This is a genomic window from Oceanispirochaeta crateris (assembly GCF_008329965.1).
Lineage (GTDB): Bacteria > Spirochaetota > Spirochaetia > DSM-2461 > DSM-2461 > Oceanispirochaeta > Oceanispirochaeta crateris.
Map to the genome: position 1 here is coordinate 1,297,532 of NZ_CP036150.1, position 16,431 is coordinate 1,313,962.

General features: G+C 40.4%; 16 protein-coding genes, 3 tRNA genes and 1 other RNA gene. 16 read left to right on the forward strand and 4 right to left on the reverse strand.

From position 1 onward, the window contains the following. Window positions 1–2: 2 nt before the first annotated feature. Complete coding sequence (locus EXM22_RS05900) at window positions 3–1,358, reverse strand: CCA tRNA nucleotidyltransferase (protein ID WP_149485623.1); 1,356 nt, start codon at window positions 1,356–1,358, stop codon at window positions 3–5. Window positions 1,359–1,471: 113 nt separating this feature from the next. Continuing rightward, window positions 1,472–2,332 (reverse strand): flagellin N-terminal helical domain-containing protein, encoded by an 861-nt coding sequence (locus EXM22_RS05905; protein WP_149485624.1) that lies wholly within the window; start codon window positions 2,330–2,332, stop codon window positions 1,472–1,474. Between the two features lie 132 nt (window positions 2,333–2,464). Between EXM22_RS05905 and EXM22_RS05910 the strand changes: the two genes are divergently transcribed. Further along, window positions 2,465–3,094, forward strand: a complete 630-nt coding sequence (locus tag EXM22_RS05910; protein WP_149485625.1) for a thiamine diphosphokinase — start codon at window positions 2,465–2,467, stop codon at window positions 3,092–3,094. Here EXM22_RS05910 and EXM22_RS05915 read toward each other — a convergent pair. Further along, window positions 3,069–3,947 carry a hypothetical protein gene (locus tag EXM22_RS05915; RefSeq protein WP_149485626.1) on the reverse strand — a complete coding sequence of 293 codons (879 nt, stop codon included), beginning with the start codon at window positions 3,945–3,947 and terminating at the stop codon, window positions 3,069–3,071. The genes EXM22_RS05910 and EXM22_RS05915 overlap by 26 nt on opposite strands. Further along, a complete protein-coding gene (locus EXM22_RS05920) occupies window positions 3,940–4,869 on the reverse strand; it encodes an HAD family hydrolase (RefSeq protein ID WP_149485627.1) in 930 nt (309 codons plus the stop codon). The genes EXM22_RS05915 and EXM22_RS05920 overlap by 8 nt, the downstream gene beginning before the upstream one ends. Window positions 4,870–5,331: 462 nt before the next feature. Here EXM22_RS05920 and EXM22_RS05925 point away from each other — a divergent pair, with 462 nt between their 5' ends. The 15 genes from EXM22_RS05925 to EXM22_RS05995 all read left to right on the forward strand — a co-directional run bounded on the left by EXM22_RS05925 (window position 5,332) and on the right by EXM22_RS05995 (window position 16,424). Then, window positions 5,332–5,703 carry a chorismate mutase gene (locus tag EXM22_RS05925; RefSeq protein WP_149485628.1) on the forward strand — a complete coding sequence of 124 codons (372 nt, stop codon included), beginning with the start codon at window positions 5,332–5,334 and terminating at the stop codon, window positions 5,701–5,703. After that, entirely contained in the window at window positions 5,704–6,462 is a 759-nt protein-coding gene (locus EXM22_RS05930; RefSeq protein ID WP_149485629.1) for a M24 family metallopeptidase, read from the forward strand. 58 nt (window positions 6,463–6,520) lie between these two features. Next, window positions 6,521–6,601, forward strand: a tRNA-Tyr gene (locus tag EXM22_RS05935). A gap of 8 nt (window positions 6,602–6,609) precedes the next feature. Next, window positions 6,610–6,683 (forward strand) — tRNA-Thr (locus tag EXM22_RS05940). 22 nt (window positions 6,684–6,705) lie between these two features. Further along, window positions 6,706–6,786, forward strand: a tRNA-Tyr gene (locus tag EXM22_RS05945). Window positions 6,787–6,842: 56 nt separating this feature from the next. Next, complete coding sequence (locus tag EXM22_RS05950; protein WP_149485630.1) at window positions 6,843–7,289, forward strand: YkgJ family cysteine cluster protein; 447 nt, start codon at window positions 6,843–6,845, stop codon at window positions 7,287–7,289. A gap of 24 nt (window positions 7,290–7,313) precedes the next feature. Continuing rightward, window positions 7,314–8,258, forward strand: coding sequence for an MBL fold metallo-hydrolase (locus EXM22_RS05955; protein WP_149485631.1), 945 nt, complete (start codon window positions 7,314–7,316; stop codon window positions 8,256–8,258). A gap of 31 nt (window positions 8,259–8,289) precedes the next feature. Continuing rightward, the gene (locus EXM22_RS05960) at window positions 8,290–8,457 is read left to right on the forward strand and encodes a hypothetical protein (RefSeq protein WP_168203375.1); all 168 of its coding nucleotides are present in this window, start codon (window positions 8,290–8,292) and stop codon (window positions 8,455–8,457) included. Then, the gene (gene mltG, locus EXM22_RS05965; RefSeq protein WP_149485633.1) at window positions 8,458–9,489 is read left to right on the forward strand and encodes an endolytic transglycosylase MltG; all 1,032 of its coding nucleotides are present in this window, start codon (window positions 8,458–8,460) and stop codon (window positions 9,487–9,489) included. Window positions 9,490–9,494: 5 nt separating this feature from the next. Next, entirely contained in the window at window positions 9,495–11,267 is a 1,773-nt protein-coding gene (dnaG, locus tag EXM22_RS05970) for a DNA primase (RefSeq protein WP_149485634.1), read from the forward strand. Next, window positions 11,267–13,198, forward strand: coding sequence for an RNA polymerase sigma factor RpoD (rpoD, locus tag EXM22_RS05975; RefSeq protein ID WP_149485635.1), 1,932 nt, complete (start codon window positions 11,267–11,269; stop codon window positions 13,196–13,198). Before dnaG ends, rpoD begins: the two co-directional genes overlap by 1 nt. Before the next feature lie 28 nt (window positions 13,199–13,226). Then, the gene (locus EXM22_RS05980) at window positions 13,227–14,018 is read left to right on the forward strand and encodes a zinc ribbon domain-containing protein (RefSeq protein WP_246157081.1); all 792 of its coding nucleotides are present in this window, start codon (window positions 13,227–13,229) and stop codon (window positions 14,016–14,018) included. 11 nt (window positions 14,019–14,029) lie between these two features. Further along, window positions 14,030–14,383: RNase P RNA component class A (gene rnpB, locus EXM22_RS05985), an RNA gene on the forward strand. Window positions 14,384–14,443: 60 nt separating this feature from the next. After that, window positions 14,444–15,319 carry a tetratricopeptide repeat protein gene (locus EXM22_RS05990; RefSeq protein ID WP_149485637.1) on the forward strand — a complete coding sequence of 292 codons (876 nt, stop codon included), beginning with the start codon at window positions 14,444–14,446 and terminating at the stop codon, window positions 15,317–15,319. A gap of 58 nt (window positions 15,320–15,377) precedes the next feature. After that, a complete protein-coding gene (locus tag EXM22_RS05995) occupies window positions 15,378–16,424 on the forward strand; it encodes a rod shape-determining protein (RefSeq protein ID WP_149485638.1) in 1,047 nt (348 codons plus the stop codon). The last annotated feature ends 7 nt before the right edge of the window (window positions 16,425–16,431 follow it).

Sequence of the window (16,431 nt, forward strand, 5' to 3'; positions counted from 1 at the left end):
TTTTATTTGAGTGTTTTTGAATACTTTGAAGCTATATCTAAGAGTGTAGCCTTATTATTCTGTTTAGGATCATCTAAAACTGTTTCAAGTAAATAATCCAGAATATGACCTACCATAGGACCGCCCTTAATACCCGTGGCCGTCATAACATCCTTTCCGTTGACTGCCAGGTCTTTCACAGAAAAGGCATTCTCTTCTTCCAATATCGCAGCGACTCGCAGCTTCAACTCTCGCAAGCCATACCCATCTTCTGGAATGGAGCCACGGGTCATCCCTTGAATATCGGCTTCACGAAGCGCATACTGATCACTCATATAGGATAATTCAATCTTCCTAATGAAACGTCTAACAGCAGAATCACTCCAGTTTTCGGTGTAATGAAACATATGGTTCTGAATCAGTTGGAGGATCCTCTTCATTTTGTTCTTGGGAAATCTGTAACGGTTCATAATTGATTGGGCAATCTTAACAGATTCCATCTCATGATTATAGAAAGTAGGGATTCCATCGTCACCAATGCTTCTAACAGCAGGTTTTCCAAGATCATGAAAAAGAGCAGCAAAACGGACATCAGAATTTTCAGGTGATGCTGCATCACAGCTTCTCAGCAGATGCTCAAACACATCAAATTCATGAGCCCCCTTTTGACCGACTCCAATGCAAAGACTCAGTTCGGGAAGAATCAGAGGAAGTATGCCAGTTTCCTGAAAGAGATGGAATGATAAAGAAGGCTTGTCTGTCTTCATAATTTTGAGAAATTCTTCATAAATTCGTTCAGCCGATAGATCCTGAATATTGGAAAGACAATTTTTAATCCCTTCAATCGTTTCATTCTCTATGGTGAAATTGAGTTGAGAGGCAAAACGGCAAGCCCTGATGGATCGAAGACCATCTTCCCGGAACCGTTCTTCAGGAACTCCGATTGCTCGTATGATACCAGATTTTAAATCGGCCTCTCCATTATTAGGATCATAAATTTTGTTTTCAAGAACATCATAAGCAATTGAATTAATAGTGAAATCTCTTCTTTTCAAATCTTCGGTTAAATCGTCTGTGAATAAAATATCATCAGGTCTTCGCCCATCGCTATACTTCCCATCAATCCTGAATGTAGTGATTTCATAGGATTCACTGTTCATCAAAACAGTGACAGTTCCATGTTTAATCCCGGTAGGAATGACTTTTTTAAATATGGACATGATATCCTCAGGAAGAGCATCTGTACAAAGGTCATAATCCTTGGCAGAAAGACCCAGCAACTGATCTCGAACGGCTCCACCTACGAGATAACTTCTAAAACCGGCTTTTTTAATTCTAGAGGAAATGATTTTTACTTCATCAGGAAATTTTATTCTCATTAGATGGAACTTATCGGTCATACCGCCGGATGTCAATACAAAGCAAAAAAAACCCGATCCTAAGACCGGGTTTCTGTAAAGGTTTTGTTGTTTGTATAAATTGTAAGAGAGGATTACTGTAGCAACTGCAATACCTGCTGTGTTCTCTGATTTGCCTGAGCCAACATAGCATTGCTAGCCTGACCAAGAATTTGATTCTTTGTAAACTCAACCGTTTCCTGAGCCATATCAAGGTCTCTGATCCTTGATTCCGAAGCTTGAAGATTTTCAGCACCTACATCGATACCTCTCACAGCCATTTCCAATCTGTTTTGATAGGCTCCAAGGTCAGCTCTCTGTTTATTGACTCTCTTTAGAGCCATATCAAGAACACCAATATTTCTGTTTGCCTGTTCAGGAGTTGAAATTGACATGATATTACCAGTAGCCACCTGTCTGACACCCAAAGCAGAAGAGTTCATGGTTCCTATAAAAACCTGTTCTCTCTGATCCATATTCGCTCCAATATGAAACCACATTGAACTGGTGACTGCATTCTCTCCTGTAGACTGTGCAAATCGTCCAGTGAGCATATTTAGACCATTGAACTGTGCATGGGATGCAACTCTATCAAGCTCATCAACAAGCTGTGACACTTCAACCTGGATCTGCATTCTATCTTCTGAAGTATAAATCCCGTTGGATGCCTGTACAGCAAGCTCTCTCAGTCTCTGGAGAACATCACCGGTTTCCTGTAAAAATCCTTCTGCTGTCTGAATGAATGAAATACCATCTGATGCATTTCTAGAAGCCTGATTCAAACCTCTGATTTGTGAACGCATTTTTTCAGAGACAGCCAATCCTGATGCATCGTCTCCAGCTTTATTGATCCGGGAACCTGATGATAATTTGGCAATACTCTTGGCTGCATTCGAATCATTGATTGAATTGGCACGTGCTGTATTGAGAGCACTCAAGTTGTGATTAATAATCATTGTATATCCTCCATGATATAACTTTCATAATGCGAACATCCTTATTCGCTGTTTAAATTTTCGGAACTTGAATATCTTCCTTTAGAGAAATATAATAATTTTTCAAGAATTCATTTTATTCAGGAGCTGATTATGCAGGGAATCCTTATCACCGGAGGGCAGAGACCTGACTTCAGCAGGATCAAATATCTATTGGAAAAACCGAGCTATGTGATAGCTGCCGATTCGGGACTAGACTATTGTTTGGATCATTCTGTCAAGCCGGACTATATACTGGGAGACATGGATTCAATCAGTTCAAAAGAACTCCTAAGAGGATTCAACCCTGAAATTATTGAGAAACATTATGAAGATAAAGATTTTACAGATACTGAACTGGGTTTAATGCATCTCCAATCAAAGGGCCATTCACCTGTTATTATCATTGGAGGAGGAGGGGGAAGGTTGGATCATCTGTTGGCAATATCCAATCTTTTTGAACGACAAAATCCCCCTGATCTATGGATTACCCAAGAGGAAGAAGTCCACTACATCCATAAGGCCTATAACGGTCATGGTCAGGATAATGAACTGATTTCTTTTTTCCCACTGGGTTCACAGACTGTCAGGATGACCAGTTCTGGCCTGAAATGGCCCCTGGACAATCTGCACTGGAAGAGAGGAGATGCAGGAATCAGCAACAGATTGACAGGAAAGGAGTTTTCCATAGCAATGACTTCAGGACACCTGATGATGATCAGGGAGATTCAGAAGCCTGGCTAAAGTCCTGAAACAGAGAGGGATCGATTTTTTCCTTATCCAATCCATAATACTGAAGGAGTACAGGAAACTCGCTGAGAACTTCTCCATATTGCCTAAGAAGGTCCATTTTTCTTGAAGTGACTGTCTCTAGCTCTGTTTGTATCTGTTCAGTCTTAAGTTCTGCCTGACGGAGAACCGCCAATTCTTCTAGAAAGTAGGCTCTTGTTTGCTCATAGAGTTCAATATCCGGATACTGATACGATATAATTCTTAAATCATTGAGCTGATACCTTGGATCAGACTCTGAAATCTTGAGACTGAGCATCTTTTCAGCTTCACTTATGCCCTCAAGATTGAGGGAATCCTGATCCTTAAAAAAATCTTGAATAATCTCATTTGTTGCCGCAACATACTCTTGATTTCTATCTTCAATAAGCTGGGAATAGTAAGTCCCCGATTCAATGAGAGAGACAAAGCTCTCATCTTTTATTGAAAAACGATACTCTACTTCAAATGTATAATGAAAGGCCTCTGGTCGGTTGATATACTGACCATAGAGCTCTCCTGAAGGCAAATACCCAGTCATTGTATACTCTTCACGGCTGTTTTTTAATTCAATAAAATGAAGTGTCATATTTCCAGGGAATAAGTTCTCCCATCGCCAGACAAATTGACCAGGCGAAATTAACTGATTGTCATAACCACCGGTTTTCGTATAAACAAGAGCATGAACCCCTTCGGGAATTCTGATCTGAATCCAACCCATATAAAATACAAAAGCGGCAAATACCAGCACAATGAGAAAGGAAAGACGATTTTTGAATTTTTTAAACCTTGATTTCCCTTCTTTTTTTACTTTAATTTTCTTAGTCATCCACCCCTCCCATAAGAACTACTTCCAGTTGGCCCAATTCGGTGATTATATAGTCGGCTTTTACACCTATGACTCTCGAATCCTGCTCTCTCATCCTCAACGACCTCTGGTCTCCGGCGAATAAAGCAGTTTTCAGTCCTAGAGCTGATGCTGTGGCAATATCGTTTAGCATATCATTTCCAACATACAAAATCTCATGACATTTGATCCCTAAACGTTTAAGTTCATCCAGGGGATCTCTAAAAATCAGTGGATCAGGTTTACCACATTTTTTTTTATATGACCAGGAGATATACTTCTCTTGAAACCCCATACGATCCAAAGTCAGTCCTGATAAAAACTCAAACAATAAGGGTGTATAAAATTGAGCATTTGAAACGATCCCTAATGGCATTCTTCTTATACGCAAGAACTCAATAAGAGAGAGTGCTCCAGGCATAAGCCAAACTTTGTTGCTAAAAATCTCAAAAGCTATGGATGCTTTCAGTAAATCAGCGATATTGTAATCCCGGAATCCCAGAAGATGGAAAATATCAGACCATAATGTAATGATATCCACCTCTGGATATACAATTCCTACATCCTTCTTTTTGACCATCTCATGGTAATAGCTGATGCGATGGAACAACATGGATTTTAGTTTATTATATCCAATTTCTTTTTGACCTTCTGTAGTTTCGATCTGAATGAGATGATCTTCTCCCTGATCCAGTGCGCTTAAACCGATGTCTCCGGCTTCTGAGATGAGAAGAGTCCCGTATATATCAAACAAAACCGCTTTGATTGAATTGTCGGCCTGAAAAAAGGGAATCATATCTGTCTTCACAACAGACAATGGAACAAAATCATCACTCCGGCTCTCCAAATAGGATAGGGCCTGATTCAACGGGATCATTGAGCTGTTATAAAACTTCTGATTCATAGTTTTGATTTTAAGGTTAAATATTTCTTCTGGCAACACTGATCTGTCTGACAGTGTTCAAAAACAGAGAAGCTATGATAAAATAGACTCCAATTATGAAAAGGTTTTACAAGGGACAAAAGCTGTGGCTTCCACCATTACTATCACGGATTACTCTTTATTTTTTCTTCATGTCCCTCATCATATTTGTCCTGTACATCCTTGGAAACTTCCAAGGATTTTCGGATAGAACTATAAGAGTTATCTTTGACTTAATGGATTTGTTTTTTTATACATTTATAGTCCTATCCCTCGGGAATACCCTCGTCTATACACTGTGGGGGTGGAATAATGGTCTAAAAGGAATTCTATTTTATGTATTAACCTCCTTAAAAACCCTTTTGATTCTTTTTCTCTATATTCTCATGAAATTTCTAATGACTCTATTTAATGGATTTTAAAATAACTTAAGAGGTATGAATTATGGTAAAAGCTGTCAGGGGAGCAATATCCCTGGATTCAAACAGTGAACGAGAGCTGACTTTGTGCGTAGATAAACTCTACAAAGACTTAATGAGATTAAATAGGCTAAAAGCAACAGACCTTGTGAGTATTATTTTTTCACAAACTCAAGACATAACCTTTAATCCAGCTAAGGCATTGCGTTTATCCAATAATTTAAATGATACGCCCCTTTTCTGCACTCAAGAAGCTGTTTGTGAAGACTTTACTCAACCAAGGATGCTTCGGATACTCATGACTTATAATTCAGAAAATGACACAAAGCCTATTCCAGTTTATCTCGGAGATGCACGATTACTGAGAACCGATATTTCTTCAGATTCAAATGTTTAAATGCTGACACACGCAGAAATCCAAAGCATAGCCGATCTTTCATTGTACCTTCATGAATGTCTTCTCCTATTGGGGAAAGAAATAGTTCCTGGTAATAACGGCTTGTCCCTGCAAAATAAGTTGGATGAAATCCTGCAGAGTCATCGTACAATGTGTCATTCAGCCTCATTCGATATTAATGTGAATCAGCGGGTTTGCCATTCGCATCCCGATGAAAGTGTGTTCTCCTCCGAAGATATTGTGACCCTAGACCTCGTTCTTCAGAAAAACGGTTTGTTTGCCGATTCCGCCTGGACCTTCATTTGTGGTTACAAGAGTCCTGAAAATAGGGCTCTTTTACAAAAGTCCTGGGATGTTTCAAAATCTGCGTTCTCTTCAATAAGATTAAATGAAAATAGTTTTGAAATGAAAAAAGTCGTACACAGGGAATTAACGGGATCTCCCTATGCCCTGATTGAAGAGGCCTGCGGACATGGAATTGGAAAATCCATCCATACAGCTCCGGATATAAGTTATTCAATTTTGAATAAAAATGATGTTAAATGGAATGCCGGTATGGTATTGACCATTGAACCCGTGATTGCTCAAAAAGGCACTAAACTGATATACAGCAAGGAAAAAGGTTATACAACAAACAATGGTTCACCAAGCTCTTATTTTGAACACATGGTTGCAATTGATGAAAATGGACCACGTTGTTTGAATATACCTCAAATAAAAGATATCAACTCTATTGACATTTTTTCAGAGATTATTTAAATTACCGATCGTCGGGAAGCACATTATGGCAAACCGTCATTAGTTGTATAGGAAACCTGGGGAGGTTCCCGAGTGGTCAAAGGGGGCAGACTGTAAATCTGTTGCTTCGGCTTCGAAGGTTCAAATCCTTCTCTCCCCATAATTTATGCCTTCTTAGCTCAGCTGGCCAGAGCACGTGACTTGTAATCTCGGGGTCGTCAGTTCGAATCTGACAGAAGGCTTTTTTTTCTATATAACTGATCCGGGGAGGTTCCCGAGTGGTCAAAGGGGGCAGACTGTAAATCTGTTGCTTCGGCTTCGAAGGTTCAAATCCTTCTCTCCCCATCATCCCAAAAGCCTTCTCATTTGAGAAGGCTTTTTTTTATTTATAGGAGGTTTAGATGGGTAAAGAATTCTACAGTAAGGGCCTCCAGTTTGAATGCACACAGTGTGGGCATTGTTGCCGACACGAACCGGGTTATGTTTTCCTATCCGAAAAAGATGTAATTAATCTTTTATCATATTTATCTATATCTCAGGATGAATTTATCAAAAAATACTGTAGAATAGTAGATGTAGGATTTTTCAGAAGGGTCAGTCTCATTGAGAAACCCAATAATGATTGTATATTCTGGCAAAACGGTTTGGGATGCAGTGTTTATGAGGCGAGACCTTTGCAATGCCGCAGTTATCCGTTCTGGTCTGCCATTGTTGATTCTAAAGAGTCATGGCAGGAAGAATCACAATCCTGTCCGGGTATGAATCATGGAAAACTCTACAAAGAAGAAGAAATACAGGACTGGTTGAAGGGAAGAGAATTAGACCCACCTTTTGACATTGACTCCTGATAGTGAATCTCCTCCGGAGGCGGAATGAATATACGGTTGAGAGGGGTGAGGGGATCTTCACCGACTCCTTTGACGCCAGAGGCTGTACAATCAAAAATTGCAGCTGCTATACAACGAGTAAAACCATCCGACCTTGTCAGTCCTGAGAGCCGAGAGCTCTTTTTGTCCCGGTTACCCGAATATATCTTCGGAACAACCGGAGGTAATACGGCCTGTATTGAGGTTAGACTTTGCGAAGAGTCCTTAGTCATACTTGATTGCGGGACAGGATTAAGAGAGCTTGAAAGATCCCTGCGTAAAAGAAAGGACAAGGTTAAGACCTTTCATATATTCTTCAGTCATTTTCACTATGATCACATTCTGGGACTACCTTATTTTGGCATGATGTATGATCCGGAAGTAACAGTCCATTTTTACAGTCCCTATCCTAAGATGGAAGAGATTCTGCGAAATTTCATGGTTGCTCCCTATCATCCTGTGACTTTTGATTCTTTCAATGCAAAATGCAACTTTCACCTTCTGAAGGGTAATAGACTGGACCTTCCTGGAGGCAAAATCTTCTGGATAAAGCGAAATCATCCCAATGGATCATTTGCCTATAAGATTGAACAGAATGACAGGAGTTTCATATATTCTTCCGATACAGAACTTAGACAGGAGGATTTCAACAGGTCCAAAAAAAACATTAAGTTTTTTGAGAGGGCAGACGCCCTTGTTCTGGATGCTCAATATACCCTGGGTGAAGCATTTGAAAAATATGACTGGGGTCATTCGTCTTATAGCATGGCCGTAGATTTTGCCATCGAATTTGGTATATCCGAGTTATACCTCTTTCATCATGAGCCTCTTTATGATGATAAAAAGATGTCATCGATTCAGCGGTCTGCCCGCTGGTATACCCATAGATCTAAGGGAAAACCCGAAGTAAATGTTCAACTGGCGGTAGAAGGTTTAAATATAGAACTTTGAAGTTGTCTAACTTATGGAAATGACTATTACTATGACTGAGGAAGAGATGGTTCGGCTTTATCAGTATCTGTCTTCCGAGTATGAGAAACTGGATACGCCTATGAAAGAACTCCTCCATAAAATTGAAAAAAAATTATTCAACTCGCTCACAGTGTCCCAAATTCAATCTCTTCAGAATATGACTACAGGAGAGTCTTAATTGTTTAAAAAAATATTAATCATACTATTACTTATTCTGGTAATATCAACAGCCGGAATTACATTCTACATATACAAGAGTTTTCAGCCCGTCTCAGATGGCCATGATCCAACGGAAATGATACAGATAACCATCCCAAAAGGCGAATCTCTGTATTCCACACTGGACTTGCTTCAAGAGCGAAACTTAATCCATGATAAATGGCTATACAAGGTCTATAGCCGCCTTATACATCCGTTCTCAGTCAAGAGCGGCTTGTACAACTTTTCGCCGAATTTAAGCGGCTTGGAGATTCTGCGCCTCCTTGAGGAGGGAAAACAAGAGTTGGTGAAAGTGACGATTCCAGAGGGTCTGACATCTTCTGAAATTGCAATCATCCTGGAGTCTAAAGGAATTGTTAACCAGGAGGCTTTTCTTGATTCATTAAAATCCAAGGAATTGTTAAACCGTCTGGGTATACCCGGAAATTCTGCCGAAGGGTACCTCTTTCCCGATACCTACTTTTTTCAGCTAGATTTTCCACCAGAACAGGTTCTGGAACATATGGTGCAAACATATTTTAATAACCTTGAAGATATATTTCCATTTTATAAAGAATTGTCAAATGCCAAGTTGCAGGAGAAAGTGATCCTGGCTTCAATTGTTGAAAAAGAGTATCGAGTCGCTGTAGAGGCCCCCCTCATAGCCTCAGTCTTTTATAATCGGATGAAGATTGGTATGCCGCTTCAATCCTGTGCCACTGTCATATATGTGATTACAGAAGAGCAGGGCAAACCCCACCCGGACAGGGTTTTTTTCAGAGACCTTGAAATCCAGTCTGAATTCAATACCTATTTGAATAAGACTCTTCCGCCGGCCCCGATTTCCAATCCTGGAAAAACAGCTCTGAAAGCTGCCTTCAATCCGGCTCAAACAGACTATCTCTTTTTTGTAGTGAAAGATGCCGCTGCGGGGACTCATAATTTTACAAGCACCCTGGCAGATCATAACAATGCCCGTGAATCCTACATCCAGGGTTTTAGGAGCAAATAGACTGAATGCGAATACCTGAAGCCCTAGTTGAAGAGATAAAGGAAAAAAGCGACATACTGAGTATCATTGGTGAATACTCTACTCTAAAGCGAAAAGGTGACCGCTATTGGGGCTGTTGCCCATTTCATAATGAAAAAACTCCTTCATTTTCAGTCAGGCCAGAGCAGGGGATGTACTACTGTTTTGGATGCCATAAAGGAGGAAGTCTTTTTAACTTCATTATGGAAATAGAAGGTCTTAGTTTCATTGAGGCTATCCGCTTCGCGGCCGACAAGGCAGGTGTCATACTACCGGAACAGTCTGACGAATCCGAAGAAGATGTGATCCAAAGGAACTCACTCAAAGATCTTTATAAGAGAGTCTGTGGAAGTTTTCATTACATCCTCATGAATAACGACCAGGCCGCGGCTACAAGACAGTATTTAACCCGCAGAGGCATACATGAAGAAACAATCCTGAAATTCCAACTGGGTTACGCCCCATCAGACCCCAATTGGCTCTATGGGTTTTTAAAAGACAGAAATTATTCAGAAGATTTTCTAGCCTCATCCGGATTATTTTCAAAAAAAAATTCCCGTTGGCCTCTATTTTATGACAGACTCATGTTTCCAATCTATTCCAACCAGGGAGAAGTCATAGCTTTCAGTGGCAGGACAATGAACAACGATCCAAAATCTCCTAAATATATAAACTCTCCGGAAACAGCCCTATACAATAAGAGCAGGCTCCTTTATGGCCTATGGCAGAGTCGTGAAGAATTGAGAAAGACCAAGGAATTTTATTTGTGTGAAGGCAATGTCGATGTTGTGGCTCTTCATCAGGCGGGAATCAAAACTGCTGTGGCTCCCCTTGGCACGGCTTTCACGCAAGAACAGTCGAGGCTGCTCAAACGGTATAGTGAAAGAGGGTATATTTTATTTGACGGAGATGCTGCCGGAAGAGCGGCAACCTACAAAGCAGGTATTGTTTTTGAGCAGCAGGAATTGCCAGTAAAAGTAATAAAACTGCCAGAGAATTCTGATCCTGCGGAAATTCTTGAAAAAGAAGGGGGTGAAACATTAAAAAAAGTGTTGAAAACCTCTGTAAATCTATTCGAATACCTGTTACATTTTGCAATGGTGTCTTATGATATTTCAACACCGGAGGGTAAGGAACAGGTAGTAAAGGAATTATTTCCATATATTGAGTCGATTGAGTCTGAAATAAAAAGGGATTTATGTCTTGGTACACTAGCGGAAAATTTAGGAATAGAAAGCAAATCATTGCTTTTTGAACTAAACCGCCAGACGAAAAAATTATCCAGGAACGATATTAAAACAAAACAGCCCCCAATTCAGGATCAGAAAATGACGGATGAGCTATTCTTAATTTTAGCTGTGGCTCAGCATCGGGAATTCTTATCGAAAATCAAACAATATCTAAGTGAATTTGACTTTCAGGACCAGAGGGCCATAATTTTATACAACGCCCTTATTGAATGTGAAAAAAACAATGAAAGCAACACTGAAAGTTTGATGTCTAGAATAGAAGATGAGTCCGTGAAAAGGATAATGATGGAAAAGATTTCTACCGGCGAGCTTGATGAAAATGCGTCAGAGTTGATCAATACAACGCTCCTTCTTATCAGGAGGAGATATCTGCAGAAGAGAAGCAGAGAAATCAACCGTATTATGAGTCAAGCCACAAAGGACAACCATTCCTGGGAATTGGTGAATGAACTGATTATAGAAAAACAGACCCTTGACAAGGAAATTGAAGATTTGAAGGTGAGGGAATAATGTCAGAAATTGAAACTGACCCCGCGATAAGTAAATTATTAGAGTATGTAAAAACAAAAAAAAGTCTCACATATAGCGAGATGAATGAATTGCTTCCCGATGATATTGTGAACTCAGAAAAGATTGAAGCTGTCATTTCATTATTAGAAGAAATGAATGTGAATATTATCGAGGATGAACCTGCTCTTGACGGTGTCGACCCTGAAGAAGATCTGGTAGACGATCTTGAAGATGATGATATAGATGATGGAGTGGCCTCTATCATTTCAGATCCGGTGGTTGTCGTTGCCAGTGATGATACTGATGGAGAACCCGATACTGATGGCATCATAGATGAAGATGAACTGGAACTCGATGATGATCTTGAAGAAGATGATGACGAAAGTAGCAAGAGTGACGAGGAAGAGGAACCTGAAAGAGGAGACACAAGAAAACTCGTTTTTAACGAGAAAGACTCCTCTATAGATGATCCCATAAGGCTCTACCTCAGAGAAATAGGAAAAGAAAATCTTCTCACAGCCTTACAGGAAGTAGAACTTTCTAAACAGATGGAAGAAGGCGAGGAGATTATAAAAAATATCCTCAAAACCTCGGGAATGATTATTCCAGAATTCTTTCATCTGGCCCAGAAAGCTTTTTCAAAAGCCGATCCACGAGAAATGAATTTTTCCAAGAAAGAGATATCGGATTATCTGGCTGAAAAACGAAGGCTGAATCAGTATTACAGAGAACCCTTAAAGTCAATTTTTCCATCTTTGAAAGCCTATATGGATCAAAAAGAGAAAATTGCAGCGACAGACGGGGATGTTATTTTCGATAAAAAACTGACTGCTAAAAGAGTGGAACTACTGGAAGCAATCATCAGTATAGACATACATCAGGAAGAGATTTTTTATCTTTCTGAGAAGTATATTGATGCTGCCAGGAAAATTAAACAGAATCGAAGAAAACAGGACAAGATTGAGCGGACTTTAAGAGTCAGCAACATGAAAGAACTGAGAAATCTTGGAAGGGGACTGGCCAGCAAAGTCAAAAGACATGAAATTGAAGATTCTTTGGGGCTTACCAGTGATGAAATCAAAGAACTCATCCGTCAGGTACAAGTGGCAGAAAAGAATCTCCATGATCTTGAAGTTGAATTTGAAAATACCTCCGAAGATCTTCTTATCAAGGCTCAGGACATAAATCATGGAAGAACCATGATGAAGAATGCCAAAGACCGCTTGATTAAAGCCAACCTTAGATTGGTTGTTAGTATAGCCAAAAAATATACAAACAGAGGTCTTCACTTTTTTGATCTTGTCCAGGAAGGAAATATCGGACTCATTAAAGCTGTTGAGAAGTTCGAATATCGTAAGGGGTATAAATTCTCAACTTATGCGACATGGTGGATCCGACAGGCCATTACCAGATCTATTTCAGATCAGGCAAGAACAATCCGTGTTCCTGTACATATGATTGAACAGATCAATAAGGTTGTTCGTGAATCCAGACAGTTGATGCAGATAAAAGGAAGAGAACCAACTGATGAAGAAATTGCAGAAAGACTGGGCTGGACTGTTGCCAGGGTCAAATCTGTAAAAAATGTAGCCAGAGAGCCCATATCTCTTGAAACTCCCATTGGAGAGGAAGAAGATTCGCTTCTGGGAGACTTCATTGAAGACAAAGATGTTGAGAATCCGGCAAATCAGACGGCTTTCAAGATCCTTCAGGAACAACTTCAGGAAGTTTTGGAAACACTGCCGCCAAGAGAACAGGAAGTGCTTAAAATGAGATTTGGCCTGGAAGACGGCTACTCATTGACTCTTGAGGAAGTAGGGTTGTATTTTAATGTCACTAGGGAAAGAATACGACAGATTGAGGCTAAGGCGCTCCGCAGGCTCAGGCATCCAAAGAGAAGCCGCCGATTAAAAGACTATCTGGAAAATTAATATCAGGGGATGAGAGGAAAATATAATCATGCAGGGAACATTTGATAAATTACAGAAACTACAGGAGATCCTGTCTCAAAAGTTTGAGATTGAAAAGGAAATCGAAGGAATTCCAAAAAACCTCGCTACCAAAACTGAGCTTCTGAACCGCCTTAAAAAATCATACATTGAAAAAAACCAGGAATATGAAAATACCAAGGATAGAATCAAGGTATTAAAACATGAAATGGGTGAAGCGGAACGTCAGCGAGAAGAGTTTGAAAAACGCATGGATGTCATTTCAACTCAGAGGGAATATGAAGCCCTTGAGAAAGAAATCAAGGATGCGACCGAAAAAGAACAAAAACTGCGAAGAGATATCCAGAGGGAAGAAAGAGCGCTGGAAGACATGCTGAACAGCCTGCAGAGAGAAGAACAGATGATTTCTCAGCAGGAAGAAGAACTGAAGGTTGAACAGGAAAAAAATGATGCTGAAAAACAGAGCAAGGAAGAGTTGCTCAAGAGCCTCAAATCTGAAGAAGCCGATGTAGTTCCTGGAATGAATGAAGAAATACTCTTCAAATTTGAAAGAATTATCAGAAACAAATCTGGTTTAGGTATTGTCCCTGTATTGGGTGGAATCTGTACCGGTTGTCATATGATTCTACCAGGTCAATTCGTAAATGACGTGCGTAAGGGTGAAGAAATTCTTTTCTGCCCCTACTGCAGCCGTATCCTCTTCCACAGTGAAGAAGGTGACGATCAACAGTCTGAAGAAGTTTTTACAGCTCAGGAAATGGGTGGACTTGCAGACCTTGTTGATGATTTTGATTTGGACTAAATAATGTTAATTTAACAGGTCTGACTGCCGCCGGAAGGCTTGTTCTTCCGGAGGAAAGTCCGGGCTCCATAGAGAATGATGCCGGGTAATTCCCGGGCGTTCCCTTATTGGGAACGACAGAAAGTGTCACAGAAAACAAACCGCCTTCTGCAAGTCAGAAGGTAAGGGTGAAAAGGCGGGGTAAGAGCCCACCGCTCCATCGGCAACGAGGGAGGCACGATAAACCTCATCAGGAGCAAAATCAAGCAGCAGACCGGGTTTCTCGCCTAAAGTCTGCGGGTAGATTGCTAAAGTTCAGGGGCAACCCTGGAATAAGATAGATGGCAGTCCTAAGACAGAACCCGGCTTACAGACCTGTTTTTATTCTAATTGAGGCAAGAGTGTATAAGAAGAGTCAACAATCCCGGAAAGGTATAATCCTACCCTTGATCCTGACAGTGATGCTGCTTGTACTTGCATTCTGGGGAGTATTCAGAGGCTCACTATTTTTCAACAGGCAGCTCAAGGCACAGCCGACAGATCTTAATCTTATCCGTTTATGGAACTTGCAGGATTATGATTCCATTCTGACATTGACTGAAACCAATCTCATTAATAATCCAATGGATCCTTACAGTCTTATATTTTCAGGATTTGCGAGCTACCATAAGGCCATATCACAAATATCTGCGGATGAAGTAAACCTTTATTTAAATAAGGCTGTCTTAGATCTCAGAAAGGCCCTGATCCTTAAAGATCTGCCACAGGTTGAACTGGTCTATTATATACTGGGAAAATCCTACCTATATAAAGGTAAATATTATGCCGATTTATCCATTAAATACCTTTATAAAGCGATAGAAGCCGGATATGAGAATCTAGATAGCTATGAGTTTCTAGGTGAAGCCTACTCCTATCTGGGAGAGTATGATAAGAGTATTGAATCCTATGAAATAGCTCTGAAGAAATTCCAATCAGACCGCTTGTATCTGAAAATTGCTGAAGATTCTTTTAAATTCAGGGAATATGAAAAAGCCGCCGAATACTATAAGATATTAATTGATCACACAACAGATGAATCTTTACAGAAAGAGGGGCTTTTTCAACTTGGAAAACTTTATTATGATATAAAAAATTTGAAGAGTGCTGAAGAGACCTTCACAACTCTTACAGATTTGGATCCAACTGTGGCAGAAGCCTTTTTTTTACTGGGTGAGATAAATTATCTGAATCAGGATAATCAATCGGCAAGAGCCTATTGGCATCAGACATTAAGAATTGATCCGGAGCACCGTGGTGCACGGCTCAGATTATATAACTGAGGGGATAGTATCACATCCCTTCAAAATACAACTTTGTTTACTATTCCTGGGAGGAATTATGGCTCGTTCAAAGAAGTTATTCGACGGATTCTCAACTGATATCGGTATTGATCTGGGAACCTGTAACACACTTATATATGTCAGAGGAAAAGGAATTGTCAGCAGTGAACCCTCTGTAGTGGCTGTTGAACGTGGCACAAAAAAGGTTGTAGCCGTAGGAACAGAAGCCAAGGCAATGCTCTGGAAAACTCCAGGTGATATTATAGCCATCCGCCCTCTAAGAGACGGCGTTATAGCAGACCTTGAAACGACAGAAAAAATGATCCGCTACTTTATTGCTAAAGTTCTCCCAAAGAGATGGCTCATCAAACCCCGCATGGTTATTGGAGTTCCTTCCTGTATTACAGAGGTTGAAAGAAGAGCTGTGGAAGAGAGTGCTTTCAAGGCCGGAGCACGGGAAGTCAAGATTATTGAAGAATCATTGGCTGCTGCCATTGGTGCTAATATACCAATTTTTGAGCCTGCCGGACACATGGTTGTTGATATCGGTGGTGGTACAACTGAAATATCGGTCATATCATTGGGTGGTATGGTTGTTACCAATGCGATAAGACTGGCTGGTGATGGTTTTGATGTGGCCATCATAAAACATGTTCGATCTGTTCATAACCTGATTATTGGTGAGCAATCCGCAGAAAGATTAAAAATCAGTATAGGAAATGCCTCTCCCGATAACAAAATTGAAAAAATGGAAATCAAGGGAACGGATGCCATCACAGGCCTTCCCAGACGCCTGGAAATCGATTCGGTTGAAGTGAGAGAAGCCTTACAGGAACCTATCAATGCCATTGTGGAAGAAGTGAAGAGAACTCTTGGTCAGACTCCTCCCGAGCTGGCAGCTGATATAGTGGAAAGAGGGATTGTGATGACAGGAGGAGGATCTGCGTTGAAAGGCCTGCCAAAACTCCTATCAAAAGAAACGGGTGTTCCCGTTATACTCGCTGAAAATCCGCTGCTTTGTGTGGCATTGGGCGCTGGTATGTATTTTGAATATGCCAAGGGTGCCAACAGAAGCCGTAGTATTTATGACAACTTGAACTCATAGTAGCGGT

What these genes read in the sequence shown, in the direction of transcription:
- rpoD (WP_149485635.1), top strand. Translation starts at nt 11,267, where the DNA reads ATGTCAGAAATTGAAACTGACCCCGCGATAAGTAAATTATTAGAGTAT.
- EXM22_RS05900 (WP_149485623.1), bottom strand. Translation starts at nt 1,358, where the DNA reads ATGAGAATAAAATTTCCTGATGAAGTAAAAATCATTTCCTCTAGAATT.
- EXM22_RS05925 (WP_149485628.1), top strand. Translation starts at nt 5,332, where the DNA reads ATGGTAAAAGCTGTCAGGGGAGCAATATCCCTGGATTCAAACAGTGAA.
- EXM22_RS05995 (WP_149485638.1), top strand. Translation starts at nt 15,378, where the DNA reads ATGGCTCGTTCAAAGAAGTTATTCGACGGATTCTCAACTGATATCGGT.
- EXM22_RS05955 (WP_149485631.1), top strand. Translation starts at nt 7,314, where the DNA reads ATGAATATACGGTTGAGAGGGGTGAGGGGATCTTCACCGACTCCTTTG.
- EXM22_RS05980 (WP_246157081.1), top strand. Translation starts at nt 13,227, where the DNA reads ATGCAGGGAACATTTGATAAATTACAGAAACTACAGGAGATCCTGTCT.
- EXM22_RS05950 (WP_149485630.1), top strand. Translation starts at nt 6,843, where the DNA reads ATGGGTAAAGAATTCTACAGTAAGGGCCTCCAGTTTGAATGCACACAG.
- dnaG (WP_149485634.1), top strand. Translation starts at nt 9,495, where the DNA reads ATGCGAATACCTGAAGCCCTAGTTGAAGAGATAAAGGAAAAAAGCGAC.
- EXM22_RS05905 (WP_149485624.1), bottom strand. Translation starts at nt 2,332, where the DNA reads ATGATTATTAATCACAACTTGAGTGCTCTCAATACAGCACGTGCCAAT.
- EXM22_RS05960 (WP_168203375.1), top strand. Translation starts at nt 8,290, where the DNA reads ATGACTGAGGAAGAGATGGTTCGGCTTTATCAGTATCTGTCTTCCGAG.
- EXM22_RS05910 (WP_149485625.1), top strand. Translation starts at nt 2,465, where the DNA reads ATGCAGGGAATCCTTATCACCGGAGGGCAGAGACCTGACTTCAGCAGG.
- EXM22_RS05920 (WP_149485627.1), bottom strand. Translation starts at nt 4,869, where the DNA reads ATGAATCAGAAGTTTTATAACAGCTCAATGATCCCGTTGAATCAGGCC.
- EXM22_RS05915 (WP_149485626.1), bottom strand. Translation starts at nt 3,947, where the DNA reads ATGACTAAGAAAATTAAAGTAAAAAAAGAAGGGAAATCAAGGTTTAAA.
- EXM22_RS05930 (WP_149485629.1), top strand. Translation starts at nt 5,704, where the DNA reads ATGCTGACACACGCAGAAATCCAAAGCATAGCCGATCTTTCATTGTAC.